This window comes from Streptomyces sp. NP160 (genome assembly GCF_006335115.1).
Taxonomy (GTDB): domain Bacteria; phylum Actinomycetota; class Actinomycetes; order Actinomycetales; family Quadrisphaeraceae; genus Quadrisphaera.
Window position 1 is genome coordinate 21763 of sequence record NZ_VDMJ01000004.1, and the last position, 21619, is coordinate 43381.

The window sequence follows — 21619 nt, forward strand, 5'->3', positions numbered from 1 at the left end:
GCCCGGGGACCGGCCCCTCCTCCGCGAGAGTCGCCTGGCCCGCAGCGCCGCCCACCAGGATCATGGGAGCGGTGCGCTCTGCTGACACCATCATCTGGCACGTCCACCCCCTGAGCTTCACGGGCGCCGAGGCCACCAACGACGGTGGTCTGGCGGTCACCCACCGCCTGCCGCACCTGGAGGCGTGGCTGGACCACCTGGTCGCCCTCGGCGCGAACGCCCTGCAGCTGGGGCCGATCTTCGACTCCGAGAGCCACGGCTACGACACCCGGGACCACCTGCGCATCGACGCGCGCCTGGGCGACGAGGGCGACCTGCGCCACCTGGTCGAGCAGGCGCACGCCCGAGGGGTGGAGGTGGTCCTGGACGGGGTCTTCAACCACGTCGGTCGCTCCCACGAGCGCTTCCGCGCCGCCCAGGCCGGCGACGAGCAGGCCGCGGCGTGGTTCGCCCGCGACCCCGACCGCGAGGACGGGTGGGCGGTCTTCGAGGGGCACGAGGCGCTGGTCGAGCTGGACCTGACCCACCCACCGGTGCGCGAGCACGTCGTCGCGGTGGTGCGCCACTGGCTCGACGCAGGGGTCGACGGGTGGCGCCTGGACGCCGCCTACGCCGTGGCCCCCGCCGCCTGGCGCGAGATCATCGACCAGGTCCGCGCCAGCCACCCGCACGCCTGGTTCCTGGGCGAGACCATCCACGCCGACCCCCGGGAGTTCGCCCCCGCCGCCGGCGTGGACTCCCTGACCCAGTACGAGATGTGGAAGGCGATCTGGTCGAGCCTGAACGACGCCAACTTCCACGAGCTGGCGCACGCCCTCGGCCGCCACGACGCCTTCGTCGCGACGGGCAGGGCGATGGACCCGCCGTTCGTGCCCACGACGTTCCTGGGCAACCACGACACCACCCGCATCGCCAGCCAGCTGCACGACCGCCGGCACCTGGTCCACGCGGTGACGGCGCTGTTCACCCTGCCCGGGGTGCCGGCGGTGTACGCCGGGGACGAGTGGGACTACCGCGGCGTCAAGGAGGAGCGCGCCGGCGGGGACGACGCGGTGCGTCCGGCCTTCCCCGCCACCCCCGAGGGGCTGTGGGCGGAGGGGGAGCCGGTGTTCCGGCTGCACCAGCGCCTCATCGGTCTGCGGCGGCGCCACCGGTGGCTCTGGCAGGCCGCTGTTGCGGTGGAACGCGTCGAAGACGCGGTGCTGGTCTACCGCCTCAGTGAGGTCGGCCCCCCCGGTGGCGCCGGCGGCGACGAGGGCGGGCGGGGTGCAGGGGCACGGGGGCTGAGCGTGGTGCTCAACCTCACCGACGCCCCGGTGAGCTTCGCTCCACGGGAGGGTGAGCAGCTGCTCGAGGGCACCGTGGAGGCGCACAGCGCCGCGGTCTTCGGCCGCCCCTGACCCGCAGCTGGGGGGAACCTCTCCGCGGACGGGCGGCCGCGCCGTCGCGTCAGCTGAAGAAGGCCGAGAACCGGGCTGCTGAGCGCTCCACGTGCTCGCGCATGGCCGCCGCGGCGGCGTCCGGGTCGCCCGCGGCCACGGCGTCGACCACGGCCCGGTGCTCGGCCAGGGCCTCGGTGAGCACCCGACGCCCGCTGCTGAGGCGGAACAGCTTGAGGTGGGTGTGCAGGCGGGCGAGCGCCTCGCGCAGCAGCGCGCTGCCGGCGGCCTCGGCCACGGCGTCGTGGAAGCGGGCGTCCAGGCCGGCGAACGCGGCGTAGTCCTGGGTGCCGTCGGGACCGGACTCCTGCGCCTCCATGGCGGAGGCCAGCTCGCGCAGCGCGTCGAGCTGCTCGGGGGTCGTGCGCTCGGCGGCGTGCTGCGCCGCCACCGGCTCCAGCAGGAGGCGGAGCTCGACGAGGTCGTCGAAGGAGCGCCGGTCCAGCTCGGGGGCCACGCGGTAGCCGGCGAGGTGGGTGCGCACCACCACCCCGCCGGCCTCCATGCGCGTCAGCGCCTCGCGGATGGGTGTCTGGGAGACGCCGAGCTCGCGGGAGAGCGCGTCGACGGTGATCCGGTCGCCGGGGGCCAGCTGGTGGGAGAGCAGGCGCGAGACCAGCTGGTCGTAGACCTCGTCACCGAGGCGCACGCGCGGCAGCGGAAGGCCCTTCTGCTCGTCCCGCTCCTGGCTGGGCACTGCGACCTCCCGACCGCGGCACGGTCTCGGCCGCTGACCCCACTGCTCGGCTCACCGCACGGTCTCGTCCAGGGCCCACCCCAGCGACTGGTAGTAGCCGCGGCGGATGGCCTTGTCGTTCTCGAGCTCCTGGCGACCGTACCGGGCCACCTCCTCGGCGCGCTCGACCGGGACGACGATCACCCCGTCGCCGTCGGCCACCACCACGTCACCGGGCCTGACGACCACGTCGCCCAGGGCCACCGGCTGCCCGGCCTCGGCGAACTCGATCCGCCCCTGCGTCATCGACTGCGAGCGGTACCGGGCGAACACGGGGACGCCCTGGGCGGTCACCTCGTCGACGTCGCGGACCCCGCCGGAGGTCACCACGCCGACGGCGCCGAGCACGTGCCAGCCGAGGGAGTTGTTGGAGCCGACCTCGCCGACGCCCAGGTCGGCGCCCTCGATGACGACGACGTCACCGGGGCGCAGGCCGTCCCGCCAGGCCTTGGAGGTGTTGACCTCGCCGTACCAGTACTCGTGCGCCCAGGCGGTGTACTCCTCCGGCGAGATGCCGTGGGGGACCACCTTGTCGCTGGGGCGGGTGCGCACGGTGAAGGCGCGTCCGCACAGCCGCATGCCGGGGGCGACGGGGGTGATCTCCCTGGTCACGGAGCCGCGGTGGGGCAGCCCCACCCAGTCCATGCCGTCGCGCACGTCGGCCACGCGGAGTCCGTCGAAGAGGGCCAGCACGTCGTCGTGGGTCTCGTCCATCGCCCGACGGTATCCGATCCGATCGGATCTGTGGAAGCCCTTGACGGCGCCTCGTGCCGCGTGCCAGGGTCGTCGTCCATCAGATCCGATCGGATTTCTGGTGGGCGGTGACGACGGCGAAGGGGCTGGTCGAGCGTGGGAGAGCTGCCGCTGGGGGGACTGCTCCGCAGCCCCCGCGAGGTCCTCTTCGGAGCCGGCACCCGCACGTCCGTCCCCGCCGCCACGGCCCGGCTCGGTCAGCGCGCCCTCGTGGTCACCGACCCCCGCCTCGCCGCCGACCCGGCCACCGGCCAGCTCGTCGACGGCCTGCGGGCCGCCGGCCTCGACGTCGCCGTCCACGACCGCGCCGTCCCCGAGCTGCCCGTCGAGGACGCCGCCGCGCTGGCCGAGGAGGCCCGCCGCCACGGCACCGACGTCCTCGTCGGCTTCGGGGGAGGCAGCTGCCTCGACCTCGCCAAGCTCGCCGCGGTGCTGCTCGCCCACGGCGGCCGCCCGCAGGACTACTACGGCGAGGACCTGGTGCCCGGGCCCGTCGCGCCCGTCGTCGCCGTCCCCACCACCGCCGGCACCGGTTCGGAGGCCACGCCGGTCGCGGTGGTCACCGACGCCGAGCGCGCCACGAAGGTCGGCGTCTCCAGCCGCCACCTCGTGCCGCACACCGCCGTGGTCGACCCCGAGCTCGCGCTGACCTGCCCGCCGTCGGTGACCGCAGCGGCCGGCGCCGACGCGCTGTCGCACTGCGTCGAGGCGTTCACCGCCGTCCGCCGCGACGGCGACGAGCTGAGCGGCAGCCGGGTGTTCGTGGGTCGTGGGGTGCTCACCGACCACTGGGCGCTGCTCGGCGCCCGCAGCGCCGCACAGCACCTGCGGAGCGCCGTCGAGCACGGCGACGACCTCGAGGCCCGCACCGGCATGGCCCTGGCCGCGCTGGCCGGCGGACTCGCCTTCGGGACGGCGGGGACGGCGGCCGCGCACGCGCTGCAGTACCCGCTCGGCGCGCTGACGCACACCCCGCACGGCGTGGGCGTGGGGCTGCTCCTGCCGTACGTCGTGGCCTTCACCGCGCCCGTCGTCGGCGACCGGCTCGCGGAGCTGGCCGACGCCCTCGGCGTCCCCGAGGACCGGCGCACCGGGCCCGCCCACGGGACCGTCCTCGCCGTCGCCGACCTGCTCTCCAGCGCCGGCATCCCGCGGACCCTCGCCGACCTCGGCGTCGACGAGGCCGACCTGCCCGCCCTCGCGACGGCGTCGCTCAGCGCCCGTCGCCTGGTGGAGAACAGCCCCCGTCCCTTCGACGAGCACGCCGCGCTCGCGCTGCTGCGCGCCGCGCACGCCGGGGACCTGACCGTGGGAGGTGCGGCCTGATGGGCGCCCAGCTCGACGTCCTCGACCCCGCCACCGACCAGGTCGTCGGCTCCGTCCCCGACCTCGGGCCGACCGACGCCCTGGCCGCCGCCGACGCCGCGGCCCGCGCCCAGCCGGCCTGGGCGGCCGCCGCCCCGCGCGAGCGCTCCGCCGTCCTGACCCGCGCCTTCGCGCTCATGACCGCGCGGGCCGAGGAGGTCGCGCAGCTCATCAGCCTCGAGAACGGCAAGGCGCTGCCCGACGCGCGCGCCGAGGTCAGCTACGCCGCGGAGTTCCTGCGCTGGTACGCCGAGGAGGGCGTCCGCGTCCCCGGCCGGCTGGGGCGCGCACCCGGCGGCGGCAACCGCATCCTCGTGAGCCACCGGCCGATCGGCGTCGCGGCGCTCGTCACGCCGTGGAACTTCCCCGCGGCGATGGTCACGCGCAAGGTCGGCCCCGCGCTGGCCGCCGGGTGCACCGCCGTCCTCAAGCCCGCCGAGCAGACCCCGCTCACCGCGCTGCTCCTCGCCGACCTCCTCCGCGAGGCCGGGCTGCCCGACGGCGCGCTCGGCGTGGTCACCACGTCGCAGGCGGCACCCGTGGTCGACGCGCTGCTGGGCCACCCGGCGGTGCGGATGCTGTCCTTCACCGGGTCCACCGAGGTCGGCAAGCTGCTGCTGCGCCGCAGCGCCGACCGGGTGCTGCGCACCGCGATGGAGCTCGGCGGCAACGCGCCCTTCCTCGTGCTGGAGGGCAGCGACGTCGAGGCCGCGCTCGACGGCGCGATGGTCGCCAAGATGCGCGGCGGCGGCCAGGCGTGCACCGCCGCCAACCGCTTCTACGTGCACCGCAGCCTCGCCGACGCCTTCTCCGCCGGCCTCGCGCAGCGCATGGGCGCCGTGGTGGTCGGCCGGGGGAGCGACCCGGCCACCGGCTGCGGGCCGCTGGTCGACACCGCCGCCGTCGACAAGGCCGCCCGGCTCGTCGACGACGCCGTGGCCCGCGGCGCCCGCCTGCTGCTCGGCGGCGAGCGCCTCGAGGGCCCCGGCTGCTTCTACCCGCCCACCGTGCTGACCGACGTGCCCGACGGCGCGGCGGTGCTGGCCGAGGAGGTCTTCGCGCCGGTCGCGCCCGTCGTCGTCGTCGACGACGACGAGCAGGCAGTCGCGCTGGCCAACGACACCGAGCACGGGCTGGTCGCCTACGTCTACGCCGGGGAGCTGGGGCGCGCGCTGCGCGTGGCCGAGCGCCTGGAGGCGGGGATGGTCGCCGTCAACCGCGGGCTGGTCTCCGACCCGGCCGCACCGTTCGGCGGCACCAAGGAGAGCGGGCTGGGGAGGGAGGGGAGCGCCGAAGGCCTCCTGGAGTACCTCGAGACGACCTACACCGCCGTCGACTGGTGACGGCACCAACACGAAGGAGTGACGTGGCTGACGAGATCGCCCAGCTGTTCGAGGGCCTGCGCGTGGCGGACGTGCGCGACGGGCTCGACTGGATCGGCATGCCCAACAAGGGCAGCGTCGACAGGTCGATCATGCCGATCGCGGAGGGCATGAGGTTCTGCGGGCCGGCGTTCACCGTGCGCTCCCGCGTCACGCAGAAGCAGGTGCCGCAGATCACCGGCGACGAGTACACCGAGTGGGCCCGCAACTACTGGTACAAGGAGGTCCAGATCCAGCCCTGGGACTCCGAGCTGCAGCAGGGCGACATCGTGGTGCTCGAGTCCCCGGACGCCGGGTGCGGGGAGATCGGCTCGTACAACTCCCTCGACATGCACATCAAGGGCGCCGCGGCGGTGGTGACCTCCGGTGGCGCGCGCGACCGCGACGAGTGCATCGCCCAGGGCGTGCCGATCTTCGCGCGGTGGCGCAACCAGGCCATGACGCAGGGCCGGGTGGAGTACGAGACGTACGGCGTGCCCGTGACCATCGGCGGCGTGCAGATCAAGCCCGGCGACATCGTCGTCGGGGACGGCGACGGCGTGGTGGCCGTGCCGCGCGAGCACGCCGAGCTGGTGGCCAGGTACGCCCGCCAGGAGAACGAGAACGACAAGAAGGGCCGGGCCGCGCTCTACGGCAAGCTCGGCTGGGAGCTCGACGAGAGCACCCGCTGAGGCCGATGTCCACCGAGGGCGACGCGGGGCGGGTGCTGCTGGAGCGCGAGGGCGGGCTCGCGCGGCTGGTCATCTCCAACCCCGCGGCGCGGGGCGCGTTCACCGAGGCGATGTACGCCCAGCTGCGCGACCACTGCCTCGCGCTCGCGGCCGACGCCTCCGTCCGCCTGGTCAGCGTGACCGGGCGCGACGGGACGTTCGCCGCCGGCACCGACGTCGCCGACCTGGTGGGCATCCGCACGGGGGAGGACGGCGTCGCGTACGAGCGGCACATCGTCGACGTGCTCGACGCCGTCCGCGCCCTGCGGGTGCCCGTGCTGGCCCTCGTCGACGGTCCCGCCGTCGGCGGGGGCCTGGCCGTGGTCGCGTGCTGCGACGTGGTGGTGGCCACGCCGTCGTCGCGCTTCGGGGCACCGGTGGCGCGCACGCTCGGCAACTGCGTCTCCCCGGGCACCACGGCCCGGCTGCGCGCGTCGCTGGGGCGGGCGCTGACGAACGAGCTGCTGCTCACCGGGCGGCTCGCGACCGCCGAGGAGGTGCGGGCGGCGGGGCTGGTGTCGCGGGTCGTGGAGCCGGAGCAGCTGGCGGCGGTGGAGGCGGAGCTGCTCGCGTCCGTCTCGCGGTGCGCGCCGCACGCCGTGGCGGCGGCCAAGGAGATCGGGCAGCGCCTCGACGACGCCGACGTGGTCGGCGCGGGCGGCTGGCCCGTCGACGCCGACGACGTCTACGCCGCCGTCTACTCCCACCCCGACTTCCACGAGGGCGTCGCCGCCTTCCTGGAGCGCCGTCGCCCCCGCTGGTCGACCCCCTGACCGTCCGCCCCCGCGTGCGGCAGGGTGGACCGGTGACCGCACCCGACCTGCGCACCGCCGAGCTGCACCTGCCCGGGCTGCGGGTGCTCGAGCACGAGCTCGACGTCCCGCTCGACCACGCCGACCCGGCCGCCGGGTCCCTGGTGCTCTTCGCGCGCGAGGTCAGCGCGGTGGGCGACGGCGCGGGCAGGCCGGCGCTGCTGTTCCTCCAGGGCGGTCCCGGCCAGGAGGCCACCCGCCCCGCGGGGGCGCCGCTGACGTCCGGCTGGATGGCGCGGGCGCTGCGCGACTTCCGCGTCGTGCTGCTCGACCAGCGCGGCACCGGGCGCTCCACGCCCGTCGGCGACCTGCCCGGGATGACGCCCGCCCAGCAGGCCGACCACCTCGCGCACTTCCGCGCGGACAGCATCGTGCGCGACGCCGAGGTGCTCCGCGAGGCGCTGGGCGTGGACCGCTGGAGCCTGCTCGGGCAGAGCTTCGGCGGCTTCTGCGCGCTCACCTACCTCTCGCTGGCGCCGGCGTCGCTGCGCTCGGTGCACATCACGGGCGGCCTGCCGCCCGTCGGCGTCCACCCCGACGAGGTCTACGCCGCCACCTGGGCGCAGATGCGCGTGCTCTCGGCGCGCTACCACGAGCGCTACCCGCACGACCTCGAGCGGCTGCGCCGGCTGCACGCCCACCTCGCCGCCGAGGACCTCAGGACGACGACGGGCGACCGCGTCACGTCGCGCGTGCTGCGCGCCGCCGGCCACTCCCTCGGCATGAGCGACGGCGCCGACGCCCTGCACGCGCTGCTGGAGCGGCCGGTGGGCTCCCCGGCGTTCCGCGCCGACGCCGCCGACCCGCTCGGCCTGGCCCGCAACCCGCTCTACCTGCTGGTGCACGAGGCCTGCTACGCCGACGGCGCCACCACGGCGTGGTCGGCCGAGCGCACCCGCCCCGACGACTTCGGCGGCGGCGGTGAGGGCGCGGACCTGCTGGGGGACCCGGCGCTCTTCTCCGGCGAGCACGTCGGCGACTGGCTGCTCGACCCCGAGCGCGGCGGCGTCGGCGCCCTGGCGCCGGTCGCGGAGGCGGCCCGGCTGCTGGCGGACCGCCCCTGGCCCCGCCTGTACGACCCGTCGGCGCTCGACGGCGTCGCCCGCGGGGCCGACGGCGTGCCGGTGGCCGCCGCGGTCTACCTCGACGACCCGTACGTGCTCGCCGAGCACTCCCGCGCCACGGCGTCGCTGCTCGGTGCGCGCACCTGGGTCACCGACGAGCTGCTCCACAACGGCCTGCGCGCCGACGGCGACCGGGTGCTGTCGCGCCTGGTCGACATGACCGCCGGCCGCCTCTGACGCCCCCCGGGACCGCAGCCAGGCGCTCGGCTGCGGTCCCGGAGGCGCGCCTCAGAGGGGAGCTCCCTCGCGGGGGAGCTCGACGACCTGGTGCTGCTGCTCGGCGACGGGCTCCTCGGCCGGGAGCATCTCGTCGAAGACGCGCACCCTGTCGAAGCGCAGGGCGTGCTCGCGGGCGCGCTGCTCGAGCTCCAGGCGCTCCACCTCGCCCATGTCGAGCACGGCCCGGTCGATCGTCGCCGTCAGCCCGGCCACGTCACCCGGCTCGACGATGAGCGCGGTGTCGCCGACCGCCTCGCCCGTGCCGCCCACGAGCGTCGTGATGACGGGACCGCCACCGGCGAGCATCTTCTCGGTCAGCGCGATCCCGAAGGTCTCCACGAACTCCGGCACCGGCTTGGTGGGCAGCGCGTACGCCGCGCACCCGCGCATGAGCAGCGGCTTCTCGGCGTCGGAGACGTCGGTCAGCAGCAGGATGCGCTCCTCGTCCCCGGGGACCTCCGCGATCTGCGCCCGCGCGGCCTCCACGGCGTTGCCCGCCCCCGCGATCACCAGCTTCTTGGTGGCCTGCGTGCGCGACGCGCGGTAGGCGTTGATGAGGTCGTCCACGCCCTTGGCGCGGGTGATGCGCGAGAGGAACAGCACGTACCCGTCGCGCTCCAGGCCGCGGGCCGCCAGCGCGGCGTCGACGGCGGCCGGGTCGAGGTCGAGGAAGGCGGAGGTGTCGATCGGCGGGTAGCTGATCCGCACCCGCTCGGTGAGCTCGGCCGCGAACCGGGTGCCGGTGCGGGCGTCGACCTGCTCGGCCCAGCGCACCACCTCCTCCTTGGTGAACTCCGACACCGCGAGCAGGTCGTCGTTCTGGAGGTAGGTGCTCAGCACCACCGCCGCGGCGCCCCAGGCGCCCGTCCGCAGGGCGTTGGACACCACGTTGGTGATGTCGGACCCGACGGCCTTGGCCATCGTGCGCACGTCCGGGGCGAAGCCCGCCACGCGCGCCCCCGCCACCGCCTGGACGACGACGTCGGTGTGCGGCGTGAGGTACATCGACAGCACCACGGTCGGCACGTCCTCGGCGAGCAGCTCGACCAGGCGACCGGCGAGCCCGGCGATGTACCGGCCGTCGGGGACGCGGTTGTCGCCGACCGGCTCGGGCCGCTCCACGGTGATGCCGGGGGAGTAGGGCAGCAGGGCGTCGAGGGGCTTCAGGGGCAGACCCGCCGCCTGCAGCGCCTCGATCGGCCAGGTGAGGATCCGCACGTCGTCGAAGCCGCGCAGCAGCGCTGCCTCGGCGAGGTTGCGGGCCTCCCCGGAGTGGCCGCAGATGACCGGGTCGGCGCGGACCAGGATGACGAGACGGCGCTCGGGCTTGCTCATGCCGGTCATGAGGTCCTCCTCGGGTGTGGGTGCATCGGGTGGGGTGGAGCACCGGTCCCGGCGGGTCCGGCGCGGTGGTGCGGGTGGGACTGGCGGGGAGAGCTGGCGGGGAGCTGGCGGGGGGAGCTGCCGGGGCGTCAGCGCGGGCGGGCTGCCGGGGAGGGCGGCCGCACCGCGCGCCCGTAGCCGTTCGGCTCCTCACCGAGGTGGAGCACCAGCCGTCCGCCGCGGTGGACCCGCGCCATCGACAGGTGCGGTCCGGGGAGCGGCTCGCCGTCGAGCGTCGCCGAGAGGAGGTGCTGGGGTCTGGACGACGACGGCGGGACGTCGGGGTCGAAGCCGGCGTCGGAGCTGATGGGCTGCTCCCGGTGGCCGACGGCCTCGACCACCAGCTCGCCGTCCGGCACCGCCAGCACGGCGCGCTCGAAGGCGGGCGCCGACAGCAGGAACAGGTCGAGCCCGGCCACCGGGAACAGGCCGAGCGAGGCCCAGACGTACCAGGAGGAGAGCCCGCCGGAGTCGTCGTTGCCGGGCAGACCGCCCCGGCCGGTGCCGAACTGGTGGGTGAGCGCCGCGTGGACGACGTCGGCGGTGCGGTCGGGACGGCCCGCCCAGTGGTAGGCCCAGGGGGCCTCCATGTCGGGCTCGTTGTTGAGGCCTTCGAACCTGTTGAGGGCGTACCCGGCGGCCATCTCCGCGGCGTTGGGGCGCAGCCCGGGCTGGCGCACCGCTGGGGCCCCGAACCCGAAGAAGCTGTCGAGCATGCCCGTGAAGGCCTCGTCGCCGCCGGCCAGCGCGATCCGGCCGGCCATGTCGTGCAGCAGGCGGAACGAGTAGTTCCACTTGCCGCCCTCGTAGTACTCCGAGTCGCGCAGGAGCCCGGTGGACGCGTCGAAGGCGTTGACCCAGCGCAGCGAGCGCTCGGCGAGGTCCTCGGCGAGGCGCCGGTCACCCACGGCCCGCGCCACCTGCGCGGTGCAGTGGTGCGCGAAGGCCAGGTCGAGGGTGTGCGAGATCGGGTGGACGACGCCGTTGTCGATGAACATCTCGCCGTAGCCGCGGCGGAGGTCGTCGTCCATGTGCACCAGCGCCCACGACCAGTCGATCGGGGCGAGGTCGGTGGCGTGCGCGTCCGCCAGGGCCGTGTGCGCCAGCGCGCTCGCCTGCCGGAAGAACCGGTCCGCGCCGCGCGCCATCCGGTAGCCGATGGGGAAGTTGCCCTCCTCCTCGCTGACCCTGATGAGCGACTCCATCAGGTCCGCCGCGCGCGACGGCGCGATCGCGGCGAGCAGCGGCACCTGCGTCTTGTAGATGTCCCACATCGTGGAGATGTCGAACGCGAACGGGCCGTCCGAGGGCCAGAACGGGCTCTCGTCGTCGGCGATGCACGGCTTGATGAGCGAGTGGTACGTCGCCGTCGCCATGACGGTGCGGCGCGCGGGCGTGCCGCCCTCCACCGCCACCCGGCCCACGTGGTCGGCCCAGCGCGCCCGGGTGCGCTCGCGGACCGCGTCGAAGACCGGCTCACCGGGCGCGGAGGGCAGCCGCGAGGCCCGCTCGGCCTCGAGGTTGGCGCGGGCCTGCTCCACCCCGCGCAGGGAGAAGCCGATCCGCACCTCCACGGTCTGGCCGGCGCGGGCCGCCCCCATGAAGAGCAGGCCGAAGGGCCGCAGCGTGGTCTGCCGGATCCTGTCGAAGTCGAGCCGGGTGCCGCCCTCGATGAGCCGCCGGTCGTGCCAGAGCATCGGCCGCCACGGCGCCGAGTGCCGCGCGGGCCCGGAGGGGCCGGGGACGTCGGTGTCGACCTCGAGCGCGAAGGACAGCGGCACGCCCTCCACCACGATGGTGCCCTGCGCGCGCCCCTGGCCGAGGTTCTCCACCTGGGCGCGCAGCGGCACCGTCCGCCCGTGCTCGATGGCCAGGCCACCGCAGGAGGCGTCGACGACGACGCGCGCCGAGCGGTGCGCCGGGAACGTGTACCGGTGCACCGCCGTCTTCGGGCCGACGGTCAGCTCGCAGCGGATGCCCGACTCGAGCGTGGCGGCGTAGTAGCCGGCCTCGGCGGTCTCCTCGCTGAGCTCCCAGCTCTGCCCGAGGTCGTCGAGGGGCTGCACCATCGGCGTGACGCGCAGGTAGTTGTAGTACTTGCGGATGGCGCCGGTGCCCGACTGCTGGAAGTGCGTGAAGCCCGAGGCCTGCAGGGTGTCGAAGACCTCCGAGGGCAGCCCCTCCAGGCTCTTGTCGTACTGGCCGTAGCCGGTGGGGTAGGCCCCCGAGTAGGCGCAGGCGCTGACCATGCCCAGCGGGCTGGTGGCGCCGGGGTGGGTGTTGCCCACCTGCGGCTTGGGCCACCACCACGCAGCGGCGAGACCGCGTGGCGCCGGCAACCGGGTCGCTGCGGTCCCGACGAAGGGATCGATCTCGGTGAAGATGGCGAGAACGTAGCGGCACCCAGGGGTCGTCCGGGTTTCGTCCGCGTGAACTGTGGACGGGGCGTCAGGCCGTCAGCGCTCGGGGCCGCCGCGCAGCACCAGGCTCATCTCGTCGGCGTCCACCACGTCCAGGGCGCGGGAGAGCGCCTCGGCGTCGAAGGAGCCCTCGTCGCGCGCGTCCAGCAGGGCGTCGCGCTGCGCGCGCAGCCGCAGCAGCCGCGCCTGGCGCGGGTCGGTGCCGTCCGGGACGGCGGCGGCGCGCCCCGCGTCGGCCACCAGCTGCAGCAGCGCGGAGCGCTGCGCGGCCTCCTCCTCCTCGCTGCGCTGCCGGGTGGAGCCGACCGCCAGCACCACCCGGCGCAGCGTGAGGCCCTGCAGCAGCAGCGACCCGGCGGCCACGAGGTAGGCCACCAGCACCAGCAGCTCCCGCTGCGGGGCGTCCACCGGGAGGGTCTGGGCGGCGGCCACGGTCACGGCACCGCGCATGCCCGCCCAGACCACCACCACGCCCTCGCGCCAGCCGAGCGGCTCGTCGAGCAGGTAGTCGAGGTCGGCGCGCACGCGCCGCAGCCGGGCGGTGATCCTGGCGACGGCGTCCTCGGTCACCGGCCGCCGCCGCGCGGCGCGCCAGGCACCGCGCAGCCCGCCGCGCCGCAGGCCGCCCCTCACCCGGCCCGCCGGACCGGCCAGGGCGCGCCGGGCGGTGATGGCGGCCGCGACCTCCGCCGGCGTGCGGTCCTCGAAGCGCTCGGCGAAGGCGCTGAACCTCTCGCGCACCTGCCGGCCCCGGTCCCGGCGCCGCCGGGACAGCCCCAGCAGCAGCGCGACGAACAGCGCCCGCACCGCCAGCACGGCCACCAGGGCCACCGCCGCCACGAGCGCGGCGTGGCCCAGGCCCACCTCGCCCACGCCGCCGCCGGAGTCGGGGTCGGCCGCCACGGCCGCCAGCACCGCCGGCAGCTCCAGCCCCATGAGGAGGAAGACGCCGCCCTCCAGCAGCAGGGACGCGGACCGCCAGGTCTGCCCGTCGGACAGCCGCGCCCGCGGGCCCAGCACGCGCGGCGCGTGGTGGTTGGTGACCAGTCCGGCGACGACGGCCGCCACCAGCCCCGAGCCGCCCAGGTGCTCCACCGGCAGCGACGCGGCGAACGGCACCGCGAAGGAGATCAGCGTGCCGGCGGCGGGGTCGTCGAGGCGGCGGCGCACCGCCAGGTCGAGGTGGCCCACCACGAGGCCCACCACGACGGCGAGGGCCACCGCCCACGCGAAGTCCCCGAGGGCCGAGCCCACGGACGGGCCCTCGGACGCGCCCTGCGGGGTGCCGGCCCCCACCGCCGCTGCGGCCGCCGCCACCGCGACGGACGTGCGCAGGAGCACCAGGGCCGTCGCGTCGTTGAGCAGCCCCTCCCCCTCCAGCAGGGCCACCGCCCGCGGCGAGGCGCCCAGGCCCTTGACGATGGAGGTGGCCACGGCGTCCGTCGGCGACACCACGGCGCCCAGGGCGACGCCCCACCAGAAGCCCACGCCCAGCAGCCAGCTCATGAGCGCGCCCACCGACGCTGCGCTGGCCAGCACGAGCACCACGGACAGCCCGCTGATGGCGGAGGCGTCGCGCCGGAAGCCCATCGCCGGCAGCTGGACCGCCGCGGAGTACAGCAGCGGCGGGAGGATCCCCGACAGCACCAGCTGCGGGGACACCTCGACGGCCGGCACGCCGGGCAGCGCCGCCACCGCCGCGCCCAGGGCCACCAGCAGCAGCGGCGCCGCCACCCGCAGCCGCTCCGACAGCGCCGCCGACAGGCCCACCACCAGCAGGAGGAGCAGGACGACGACCTCGGGCTCCACCGGCAGGGTCACGAGCACAGCAGCCTAGGCGGGGACGGTGGTGCGGCGACCCGACCCGCGCGCTGACCGGGGGCGGGATCACCGGCGGGCCGCTCCCAGCGTTCGCTGGGAGGATCGCGGGTGTGACCGCGCTCCTCGACGACCCGCCGACGCAGCGGGCCGCCCCCCGGCGCGCCCGCTGGCGCGCCGGCTCCGGCTGGCTGCCGGTGCTGCTCCCCGCGCTGCTGGCCGCCGCGCTGACCGCCTACCGCTACGACGCCAAGCCCTTCTGGCGCGACGAGGTCTACACCCTCAGCACCGCCGGCCGCGGCGTCGGCGAGATGATGGGGCTGCTGTCCGAGCGCGACGCCGGCCTCGTCGGCTACTACCTGCTGATGCACCCGTGGCTCGCGGTCAGCGAGGCGTCGTGGTGGATCCGGCTGCCGGGTGCCGTGGCGACCGTCGTCCTCGTGGCGCTGGTGGCGGTGCTCGGGCGCCGCTTCGCCGGGCCGTGGGGAGCGCTCGTGGCGGGCGCGCTGACAGCGCTGGCACCGGCGGTGTACCTGCACGGGCAGGAGGCCCGCCCGTACCCGATGGCCCTCACCTGCGTGGTGGTCACCGTGCTGCTCCTCCTGCGCTCCACCCACCGCCCCCGCGCCTGGCTGTGGCCGGTGCTGGCGGTGGTGGCGCTGCTGGCCGTCGTCCTGCACCCGCTGGTGACGCTGCCGTCCGTGGGGGCGGCGTTCTTCGCGGTGTGGCTGCGGCCGGGCCGCGCGCGTCGCTGGGCGCTGGTGGCGAGCGCCGCGCCCGCTGGCGTGGTGGGTCTGGGCCTCGTCGCCGCCGGGTCGGCGCAGGCCGCCGAGCGCCCCCCGGCACCGGCCACCCTGCCGGAGTACTTCACCTTCTGGCGCCTCGCCAGCGACGTCCCCTTCCTCGGGTGGCCCCTCCTGGGCCTGGCCGTGGTGGGTGCCGTGCTGCTGCTGCGCCGCCGCGCCGAGCACGCCCTCGTGCTGGCGCTGTGGGCGCCGATGCCGCTGCTGGCCGTCACCACGCTCGGGCTCACGGGCGGCTACTTCAACCAGCGCTACGCCAGCGCGGCCCTGCCCGCCATCGCCGTGCTCGCCGCGGTGGCCCTGGTCGCGCTGCCCGCCGCAGCCCGCCGCCGGGCCCGCGGGCGCCGCTGGGCGGGGTGGGCGGCCGCGGCCGCCGTCGTCGTCCTCCTGGTGTCCCTGGTGCCGGCGGGCGTGCAGTTCCGCCAGGCGCGGGCGGGCTTCGACGACCCGGAGGGCGCCGCCCGGCAGATCGCGGCGCAGGCGGAGCAGGGAGACGCGGTGGTCTACGTCGGCAACGTCGTGAGGCCCATGGTCGAGGCGTACTACCCGCCGGGGCTGGCCGGCAGCGACCGCCTGGCCGACCCGCTGCTCGTGGCCTCCCCGGAGGCCAGCGACACCCTCGGCGGCCTCGAGGTGCGCCGCGTGGGGGACAAGGTCGCGGCGCTCGCCCCGCACCGGCGGGTGTGGCTGGTCGGGTCCGTGGCCACCGCCACCGACGACCTCGGCCGCACCACCGGCAACGCGCGCGCGGTGATGGACGGCCGCCGCCTGCTCTCCAGCACCGACCACAACTGGCTGCGGGTGGAGCTGTGGGAGGTCCGAGACCCCGACACCACCGGCGCGCTCGCGTCGCAGGAGCCGCCCGGCGTGGCGCAGTGAGCGAGCCGTACTCTTCTGCGATGCCCTCCAGCGACCACCCGGCCGCTCGGTCATCAGAGGAGCAGCGGCGCTACAACGCCAGCTACGACGAGCAGCCCGAGGCCTACGAGTCCCTGCGCGCCGAGGGTCACATGACCCGGCGCCGCGTCGAGTACTTCGAGGACGTGCTGCGCCGCGTGCCCGGCACGGTCCTCGAGATCGGCTCGGGCACCGGGACGCTGCTGCGCCGCCTGGCCGGCAGCCACCCGGAGCGGCGCTTCACCGGTGTCGAGCCGCTGCCCAACTACGTCGACTTCGCCAACGCCCGCTCCAAGGACCTCGGCCTGGCCAACGTGGTCTTCGAGGTGGGCACGGGCGAGGCGCTGCCGGCCGGCGCGGCCGACGGCTCCGTGGACCTCATCGTCAGCGTCGACGCGCTGCACCACGTGGAGGACCTGGACGCCGTCATCGCCGAGGCCTCCCGCGTCGCGGCTCCCGGCGCTCGGTGGCGCGCCATGGAGCCGAACCGGCTGCACCCCTACGTCTTCCTCTGGCACACCGTGACCGCGGGGGAGCGCACCTTCGACGCCGGCGACTTCGTGCGCCGCGCCCAGGCCGCCGGGTGGCGCCTGGCCGGCAAGGACCGGCTCTACATCTTCCCCAGCACCGTGCAGCAGGTGCCGCCGTGGGCCGAGCGCCTCGAGCGGCGGCTCGAGCGGGTGCCGTTCCTGTCCGGCGGTCTCGCCCTCGACCTCGTCAAGGAGTGACCGGCTCCGGGGGCGGCTCGGTGTGCTCGGCCGAGCTGCCGCGGGCCAGGTGCACCGGGTACTTCTCCGCGTTGGCGGCCAGCTTCTCGGTGAAGGCGCGCTCCACGTCCACGCCCAGGGAGTCGGCGAGGAGCAGCAGGTAGGCCAGCACGTCGGAGACCTCCTCCCCGGCGCGCTGGCGCAGCTGGTCGCTGGGGTCGGCGGCCTCGGCGTCGGTGAGCCACTGCAGCAGCTCGGCCACCTCGCCGACCTCTCCGACCAGCGCCAGCGCGAGGTTGCGCGGGGTGTTGAAGCGCTGCCAGTCGCGCTCGGCGGAGAAGTCGCGCAGCAGCTGCTGCAGCTCGCTCACGTGCACGAGCCCATCGTGCTCTCTGTTGCACCCGGGCAGGTCAGAAGCCGCCGCGGTCGCACACCGGGCCGCGCAGCGACCCCTCGCACTCCACCACCCGGGCCGCCCACCGGACCCCGCCCGGCACGCCGACGTCCACCCGCACCGGCCCGCCGTCGCCGGTGAACCTGCGGAAGGAGGGGACGGAGGAGCAGCCCAGGCGCTGCTCCTGGCCGTCCACGGCCAGCGCCGCGGTCGGGTCCGCGGCCAGCCCGCCGGCGTCGGGCACGCCCACGCAGGCGAGCACCACGGCGTAGGTCGTGGCGTCCCGGGTGAGGAACACCGGCAGCCGCCCGCTGCCGGTCTGGGACTGGGTGGGCACCACGGGCCGGGCGGTGACGGAGCCGACGGCGTCGGAGGCCACCTGCTGCGCCGTCTCCTCGCCCACCCACAGCCCCGCGGCCAGCCGGACGTAGCCCTGCCGCACCAGGGGCGCGGTGTCGAAGCCCTCCGGCACGAGGGTGGCGACGACGCCGTTCCCGGACGGCAGCGAGACGCCGCGGGAGGCGGCCTCGTCGGGCGGCGCGCAGTTCCCGCCCAGCCGCACCGGTTCCCCGGCGGTGCGCACCACCAGGCAGACCTCGCCGTCGTCGTCCTGCGCCACCCAGAAGAGGAGGTCCGTGGTGGCGGTGAGCAGGTGCGCCGTCCCCGGCACCACGCCCAGGCCGTCGGCGGCCTGCTGCGCGGGGAAGCCGTCACCCGCGCCGGCGGCGCCGCCCTCGCGCAGCGCGGGGAACAGCTCGGTGGCCGACGCCGACCCGTCCAGGGGCGGGCCCTGCGCGTCCCGCACCACGGCCTGGCGCACCAGCCCGGCGACCACGAGGACGACGACGAGGCCCGCCACGACGAGCAGCCGCCTGCGGCGCCGCCGCGCCGCGCCCGGTCCGGCCGCCCGGCGCGCGGCAGCGGATGGCGCGGCAGCGGGTGGCTCGGGCCCGTCGAGGTCGGCGTCGAGCTCCTCGACGTCGTCCCGGGGGCCCACCACGCCCGCCATCCTCACCCCGCGCGGCGCCGCGTGCTCCCCGTCGCGAGGCGCCGGCGGGCGTGGGTCGCCCGCCCGGGCCACCAGCCAGAACCCCGCCCGGAGGTGTCGGAACCCTGCCTGGACCTGTCGGAACCGGGGCCGGGTTCCGACGCGTCGCGGCAGGGTTCCGACACCTGGAGGCGGTCCGCGAGGGCCAGGGCGTTGCCCGGAGAGCGCCGCAGGACGACGATCGGCGCATGACCGAGGAGGAGCCCCGCGACGGTGCCGGCGAGCGGGCCGGCGAGCGGGACGACGACGGCGCTCGTGCCCGGCTGGCGCGGTTCGGGGCGCTGCCGCAGGGCCCGGACCCCAGCACGTGGACCACCGACCAGCCCGTCGGGCACGGGGCCGACCCGTCGCCCGACCGCTTCGAGGAGCTCCGCAGGAACCTGCTCCTCGGCGGCGCCTGAGCCGAGGACCAGCGGCGGCTCAGCCGCAGGCCAGCGCCACCTGGCGCGCCGCCCACGCCGCCGTGGGGGCGGCGCCCGGGTACTGGGCCGGCTGGCTGGTGCCGTCGTCGTCGAGCAGCACCGGGTCCACGTGCAGCTCGAGCCCGCCCTCGGAGGGGTGCCCGGCGCGGGCGCAGTCCGGGTCGAGCGAGACCACCGCGGACAGCCGGCTCCCCGCCGGCACCCGCGCGGGCAGCTCGACGTCGGAGGTGGCGCGCAGCCAGGGGGTCGACTCCAGCGCCACCGTGGTGCCGGTGTCGGCGTCGTTGCGGACCTGCAGGTCCATGCGGCCGTCGTCGCGGGGGGTCATCGACACCGAGAGCGCCCCGGACGACACCGGGTCGCAGGCGTACGCCAGCTGCTGGGCGATGTCGCCCCAGCCCCAGCCCGAGTCGGCGACCAGGTAGCGGCGGCGCTCCACCGGCCCCTCGCCGGTGGCGGTCACGGCCACGTCGAGGTCGAGGGAGAACACCCGCGCCTCCTGCTCGCCCTCGGCGTCCTCCGCGCCCGTGTACGCGCGCGGCACGGGGGGCGCCTTCGAGCAGTCGACGGCGACGGGCAGCGCGAGGACGTTGCTGCCGGCAGGTCCCACGGCGGCGGCCGCCGGCGGACCGGCGAGGGTGAGGAGCGGCTCGGACGTGCCCCGCACGGTGATGTGCACCGGCCGGTCGCCGCCGTTGAGCACCTGCACCTGGACGACGGTGAGCAGGCGGCCCTGGGCGTCGTAGGTCGACGGGTCCCCGGCGTAGGCGCTGGTGACGCTGGCGCCGCCCAGCTGGACGGCGCTCAGCTGCACCGCCCGGGCGAGCTCGTCCTGCGCGGACGCACGGAGCTGACGGCCCGCCGACAGCTCCAGCAGCAGCGCGACCACCGCGACGGCCACCGGCAGGGTCCACCGGGACGCCAGCCAGCGCGGACGGACCCGACGGTGCGGGCGCCCGTCGTCGTCCTCGTCCTCGTCGGCCCGGTCGTGCGGGCCGCCGCGGGGCAGCGGCGCGCTCCGGGGCTCGTCGAGGTCGACGACGTCACCGGCTCCCGGGGAGGGGCCGCGCTCGCGGGGCACGCGCTGACGGTAGGGCCCGGCGGCGGCCGCGGTCAGCGGGTGGGCGTGGACCCGCCGACCACGAGCGCCTCGCCCACCCCGTGCGAGGTCATCCAGGCGGTGGTCGCGCTGCCCCACCCCGAGGGACGGACCAGCAGCACCACCTGGCCGGCGGCCCCGGACACCAGGGCGTCGGCGAGCCGCGCGTCGTCACCGGAGGCCACGAGCACCCTCTTCACCGCCACGCCCTTGGCGACCGCGTGGTCGGCCACGGCCGCGGCGGTGCCGTACCGGTCGTCTCCGGAGAGCCGCTCGTCGGCACCCAGGGCGGCCGCCACGTCCGCGGGCACGGACGCGGTCCCGCCGACCACCACGACCGTGCGTCCGCTGGTGGCCGACGCGAGGGCGGGCGGCACGTCCGCGGCGCGCGGCGGTGCCAGCAGCACCGGGGCGCCGAGGGCTGCGGCGGTGCCGCCGACGGCGACGGCGTCCGCCAGCGAGCCGCTGCCGCGGGCGACGTAGGCGGTGGTGCTCCCGGCCAGCTCCGGCCGGGCGGCCACCGCGAGGGCGGTGCCGTACCTGTCGGCGCCGGCCACGCGGGTCACCTCCAGCCCGAGCGCCTGCAGGTCGCTGACCACCCGCGGGGAGACGCTCGCCTCCCCGCCGACCACCACCACCGACCTGATCGACGGCGTGGTCCTCAGCATGTCCGCGACCGCCGGCGAGAGCCCGCCGGTGGTGGTGAGCAGCAGGGGCCCACCGAGCTCCTTGGCCAGGGGCGCCGCCGGGACGCTGTCCACGAGCCGCTCCCCGGAGACGAGCACCGCGGCCGCGGGCGCGCTGGCCACCTTCGCGGCCAGCGCGACGCCGGTGCGGTAGCGGTCCTCGCCCTTCACCACGCTGGTGGGGACGGCGGGGGACGGTGACGACGGCGAGGACGACGGCGAGGGCGAGGGGGCGCCAGCCCACGGGCCCGCGTAGTAGTCGCCGAAGACGACGGTGCCCCACATGCGGCCGGCGCGGTCGTAGGAGATGCCGTAGCCGACGGAGTCGAAGGCGCCGTTGTCGATGTTGGCGCGGTGACCGGGCGAGTCCATCCACATCTGCTGCATCTGCGGGCCGGAGCCGGAGTTGTAGGCGATGTTCTCCGCGGCGCCGCGCCACCCTGCGGGCATGGTCTTCGTGTAGTCGTAGGCCGGCTCGGCGGGGGAGTGCACCAGCGCCGACCCGCCGGCGCCGCCGTCGGCCCTGGCCGCCATCCGGTCCGACCACTTCTGCGCGACGGCGTTGAGGGCGGCGTCGCGGTGGAGCTGGTCCAGGCCCTTCGCGGTGCGCTCGGCCTCCGTGCCCTGCTGGACGGCGGCGATCGCCGCCTGCTGCGCGGGCACCTGCGCGGCCGTGACGTCGGCGAGCACCCCGGCGAGCACCCCGGCGCGCGCGGGTGGCGCGGTGAGCACCGCTCCCGCCGCCACCGCCCCCAGCGCGCCGGCGAGCACCAGCGCGGTGAGGCGGGTCTGGCGCGGCGTCGTCGGAGGCGTCGGCTGCGTCGGCGGCGGGACCGGGACGATCGGCACGACCCGACGCTAGGGACCCGGAGCGCCGCGCGTGGTCGTTTCGCCCGGACGCGGCCCAGGACGCGCCCGCGACGCGCCGACCCCGGTCGCGCAGGGGTCGGCCGTGGACGCGATGATCGGGCTGAGCCAGCGCCCGCACCTGGGAGGTCCGCCCGTGTCCGTCGTCGTCATCAACGCCCTCGACGTCCCCGACGGAGCCGGGGCGGAGGTGGAGCGCCGCTTCGCCGCCCGCAAGCACGCCGTGGACGGCGCGGAGGGCTTCGAGGGCTTCCAGCTGCTGCGACCGGTGGCCGGGGAGAGCCGCTACTTCGTGGTGACGCAGTGGGCGAGCCGAGAGGCCTTCGAGGCCTGGCGCGACGGCAGCCCGCGGGTGGCCCACAGCGACGGCGACGGCGGCCCTGCGCCGCGCCGCCCGGTCGCCACCGGGTCGGCGCTGCTCGAGTTCGAGGTGGTGGACCTCTGAGCCACCGCGGGGGCCGATCAGGTCAGAGCGCGCCAGGGGTTGTGCAGATCGGTCCTCGGGGGTCAAGGCGAGCGTCGGGGGAGCCGATGC

Annotated in this window: 19 protein-coding genes; 10 read left to right on the forward strand and 9 right to left on the reverse strand. The window is 76.3% G+C overall.

Translation table 11 applies throughout. From position 1 onward, the window contains the following. Positions 1-71 precede the first annotated feature (71 nt). Positions 72-1400, forward strand: coding sequence for an alpha-amylase family glycosyl hydrolase (locus FHN55_RS02305; protein WP_218974275.1), 1329 nt, complete (start codon positions 72-74; stop codon positions 1398-1400). Positions 1401-1449: 49 nt separating this feature from the next. Here FHN55_RS02305 and FHN55_RS02310 read toward each other — a convergent pair whose 3' ends face one another. Both FHN55_RS02310 and FHN55_RS02315 read right to left on the reverse strand, forming a co-directional pair. Further along, the gene (locus FHN55_RS02310) at positions 1450-2136 is read right to left on the reverse strand and encodes a GntR family transcriptional regulator (protein ID WP_139710406.1); all 687 of its coding nucleotides are present in this window, start codon (positions 2134-2136) and stop codon (positions 1450-1452) included. Positions 2137-2187: 51 nt separating this feature from the next. Further along, positions 2188-2889, reverse strand: coding sequence for an RraA family protein (locus tag FHN55_RS02315; RefSeq protein ID WP_139710408.1), 702 nt, complete (start codon positions 2887-2889; stop codon positions 2188-2190). 135 nt (positions 2890-3024) lie between these two features. On the opposite strand from FHN55_RS02315, the gene FHN55_RS02320 reads away from it, so the two are divergent. The 5 genes from FHN55_RS02320 to FHN55_RS02340 are packed head-to-tail and all read left to right on the forward strand — an operon-like array spanning position 3025 to position 8498. Next, positions 3025-4254 (forward strand): iron-containing alcohol dehydrogenase, encoded by a 1230-nt coding sequence (locus FHN55_RS02320; RefSeq protein ID WP_218974276.1) that lies wholly within the window; start codon positions 3025-3027, stop codon positions 4252-4254. After that, the gene (locus FHN55_RS02325) at positions 4254-5636 is read left to right on the forward strand and encodes an NAD-dependent succinate-semialdehyde dehydrogenase (RefSeq protein WP_139710410.1); all 1383 of its coding nucleotides are present in this window, start codon (positions 4254-4256) and stop codon (positions 5634-5636) included. The genes FHN55_RS02320 and FHN55_RS02325 overlap by 1 nt, the downstream gene beginning before the upstream one ends. Positions 5637-5659: 23 nt before the next feature. Next, entirely contained in the window at positions 5660-6346 is a 687-nt protein-coding gene (locus FHN55_RS02330; protein WP_218974277.1) for an RraA family protein, read from the forward strand. A 5-nt stretch (positions 6347-6351) separates the two neighbouring features. Next, complete coding sequence (locus tag FHN55_RS02335) at positions 6352-7158, forward strand: enoyl-CoA hydratase-related protein (RefSeq protein WP_139710412.1); 807 nt, start codon at positions 6352-6354, stop codon at positions 7156-7158. Positions 7159-7190: 32 nt separating this feature from the next. Next, entirely contained in the window at positions 7191-8498 is a 1308-nt protein-coding gene (locus FHN55_RS02340) for an alpha/beta hydrolase (protein ID WP_257570636.1), read from the forward strand. 51 nt (positions 8499-8549) lie between these two features. On the opposite strand, the gene FHN55_RS02345 is transcribed toward FHN55_RS02340, so the two are convergent. The 3 genes from FHN55_RS02345 to FHN55_RS02355 form a co-directional block, all read right to left on the reverse strand. Then, on the reverse strand, positions 8550-9884 hold the full coding sequence (locus FHN55_RS02345) for a glycosyltransferase (RefSeq protein ID WP_218974278.1): 1335 nt from the start codon (positions 9882-9884) through the stop codon (positions 8550-8552). Positions 9885-10012: 128 nt separating this feature from the next. Next, positions 10013-12307 (reverse strand): glycoside hydrolase domain-containing protein, encoded by a 2295-nt coding sequence (locus FHN55_RS02350; protein ID WP_180357602.1) that lies wholly within the window; start codon positions 12305-12307, stop codon positions 10013-10015. A 72-nt stretch (positions 12308-12379) separates the two neighbouring features. After that, a complete protein-coding gene (locus FHN55_RS02355; protein WP_218974280.1) occupies positions 12380-14164 on the reverse strand; it encodes a sodium:proton antiporter in 1785 nt (594 codons plus the stop codon). A 110-nt stretch (positions 14165-14274) separates the two neighbouring features. Here FHN55_RS02355 and FHN55_RS02360 point away from each other — a divergent pair, with 110 nt between their 5' ends. Both FHN55_RS02360 and FHN55_RS02365 read left to right on the forward strand, forming a co-directional pair. Then, positions 14275-15843, forward strand: a complete 1569-nt coding sequence (locus tag FHN55_RS02360) for a glycosyltransferase family 39 protein (protein ID WP_139710414.1) — start codon at positions 14275-14277, stop codon at positions 15841-15843. 20 nt (positions 15844-15863) lie between these two features. Further along, positions 15864-16589 (forward strand): class I SAM-dependent methyltransferase, encoded by a 726-nt coding sequence (locus tag FHN55_RS02365; protein WP_139710416.1) that lies wholly within the window; start codon positions 15864-15866, stop codon positions 16587-16589. Here FHN55_RS02365 and FHN55_RS02370 read toward each other — a convergent pair. Together FHN55_RS02370 and FHN55_RS02375 are read right to left on the reverse strand one after the other, a co-directional pair. After that, complete coding sequence (locus tag FHN55_RS02370) at positions 16579-16944, reverse strand: nucleotide pyrophosphohydrolase (protein ID WP_139710418.1); 366 nt, start codon at positions 16942-16944, stop codon at positions 16579-16581. The two genes, FHN55_RS02365 and FHN55_RS02370, sit on opposite strands and share 11 nt — an antisense overlap. 34 nt (positions 16945-16978) lie before the next feature. After that, positions 16979-17962, reverse strand: coding sequence for a hypothetical protein (locus FHN55_RS02375; protein ID WP_139710420.1), 984 nt, complete (start codon positions 17960-17962; stop codon positions 16979-16981). A 236-nt stretch (positions 17963-18198) separates the two neighbouring features. On the opposite strand from FHN55_RS02375, the gene FHN55_RS02380 reads away from it, so the two are divergent. Continuing rightward, positions 18199-18411, forward strand: a complete 213-nt coding sequence (locus FHN55_RS02380; RefSeq protein ID WP_139710422.1) for a hypothetical protein — start codon at positions 18199-18201, stop codon at positions 18409-18411. A 19-nt stretch (positions 18412-18430) separates the two neighbouring features. Here the strand turns inward: FHN55_RS02380 and FHN55_RS02385 are convergent, their stop codons facing one another. Together FHN55_RS02385 and FHN55_RS02390 are read right to left on the reverse strand one after the other, a co-directional pair. After that, entirely contained in the window at positions 18431-19513 is a 1083-nt protein-coding gene (locus FHN55_RS02385) for a hypothetical protein (RefSeq protein ID WP_139710425.1), read from the reverse strand. Between the two features lie 32 nt (positions 19514-19545). Next, a complete protein-coding gene (locus FHN55_RS02390) occupies positions 19546-21066 on the reverse strand; it encodes a cell wall-binding repeat-containing protein (protein ID WP_139710427.1) in 1521 nt (506 codons plus the stop codon). A 112-nt stretch (positions 21067-21178) separates the two neighbouring features. Between FHN55_RS02390 and FHN55_RS02395 the strand changes: the two genes are divergently transcribed. After that, positions 21179-21529 carry an antibiotic biosynthesis monooxygenase gene (locus FHN55_RS02395; RefSeq protein ID WP_373995692.1) on the forward strand — a complete coding sequence of 117 codons (351 nt, stop codon included), beginning with the start codon at positions 21179-21181 and terminating at the stop codon, positions 21527-21529. Positions 21530-21619: the final 90 nt, after the last annotated feature.

Coding starts and splice junctions, on each gene's coding strand:
- FHN55_RS02315 (WP_139710408.1), bottom strand. CDS start 2,889: ATGGACGAGACCCACGACGACGTGCTGGCCCTCTTCGACGGACTCCGC.
- FHN55_RS02325 (WP_139710410.1), top strand. CDS start 4,254: ATGGGCGCCCAGCTCGACGTCCTCGACCCCGCCACCGACCAGGTCGTC.
- FHN55_RS02335 (WP_139710412.1), top strand. CDS start 6,352: ATGTCCACCGAGGGCGACGCGGGGCGGGTGCTGCTGGAGCGCGAGGGC.
- FHN55_RS02345 (WP_218974278.1), bottom strand. CDS start 9,884: ATGACCGGCATGAGCAAGCCCGAGCGCCGTCTCGTCATCCTGGTCCGC.
- FHN55_RS02365 (WP_139710416.1), top strand. CDS start 15,864: ATGCCCTCCAGCGACCACCCGGCCGCTCGGTCATCAGAGGAGCAGCGG.
- FHN55_RS02380 (WP_139710422.1), top strand. CDS start 18,199: ATGACCGAGGAGGAGCCCCGCGACGGTGCCGGCGAGCGGGCCGGCGAG.
- FHN55_RS02395 (WP_373995692.1), top strand. CDS start 21,179: ATGATCGGGCTGAGCCAGCGCCCGCACCTGGGAGGTCCGCCCGTGTCC.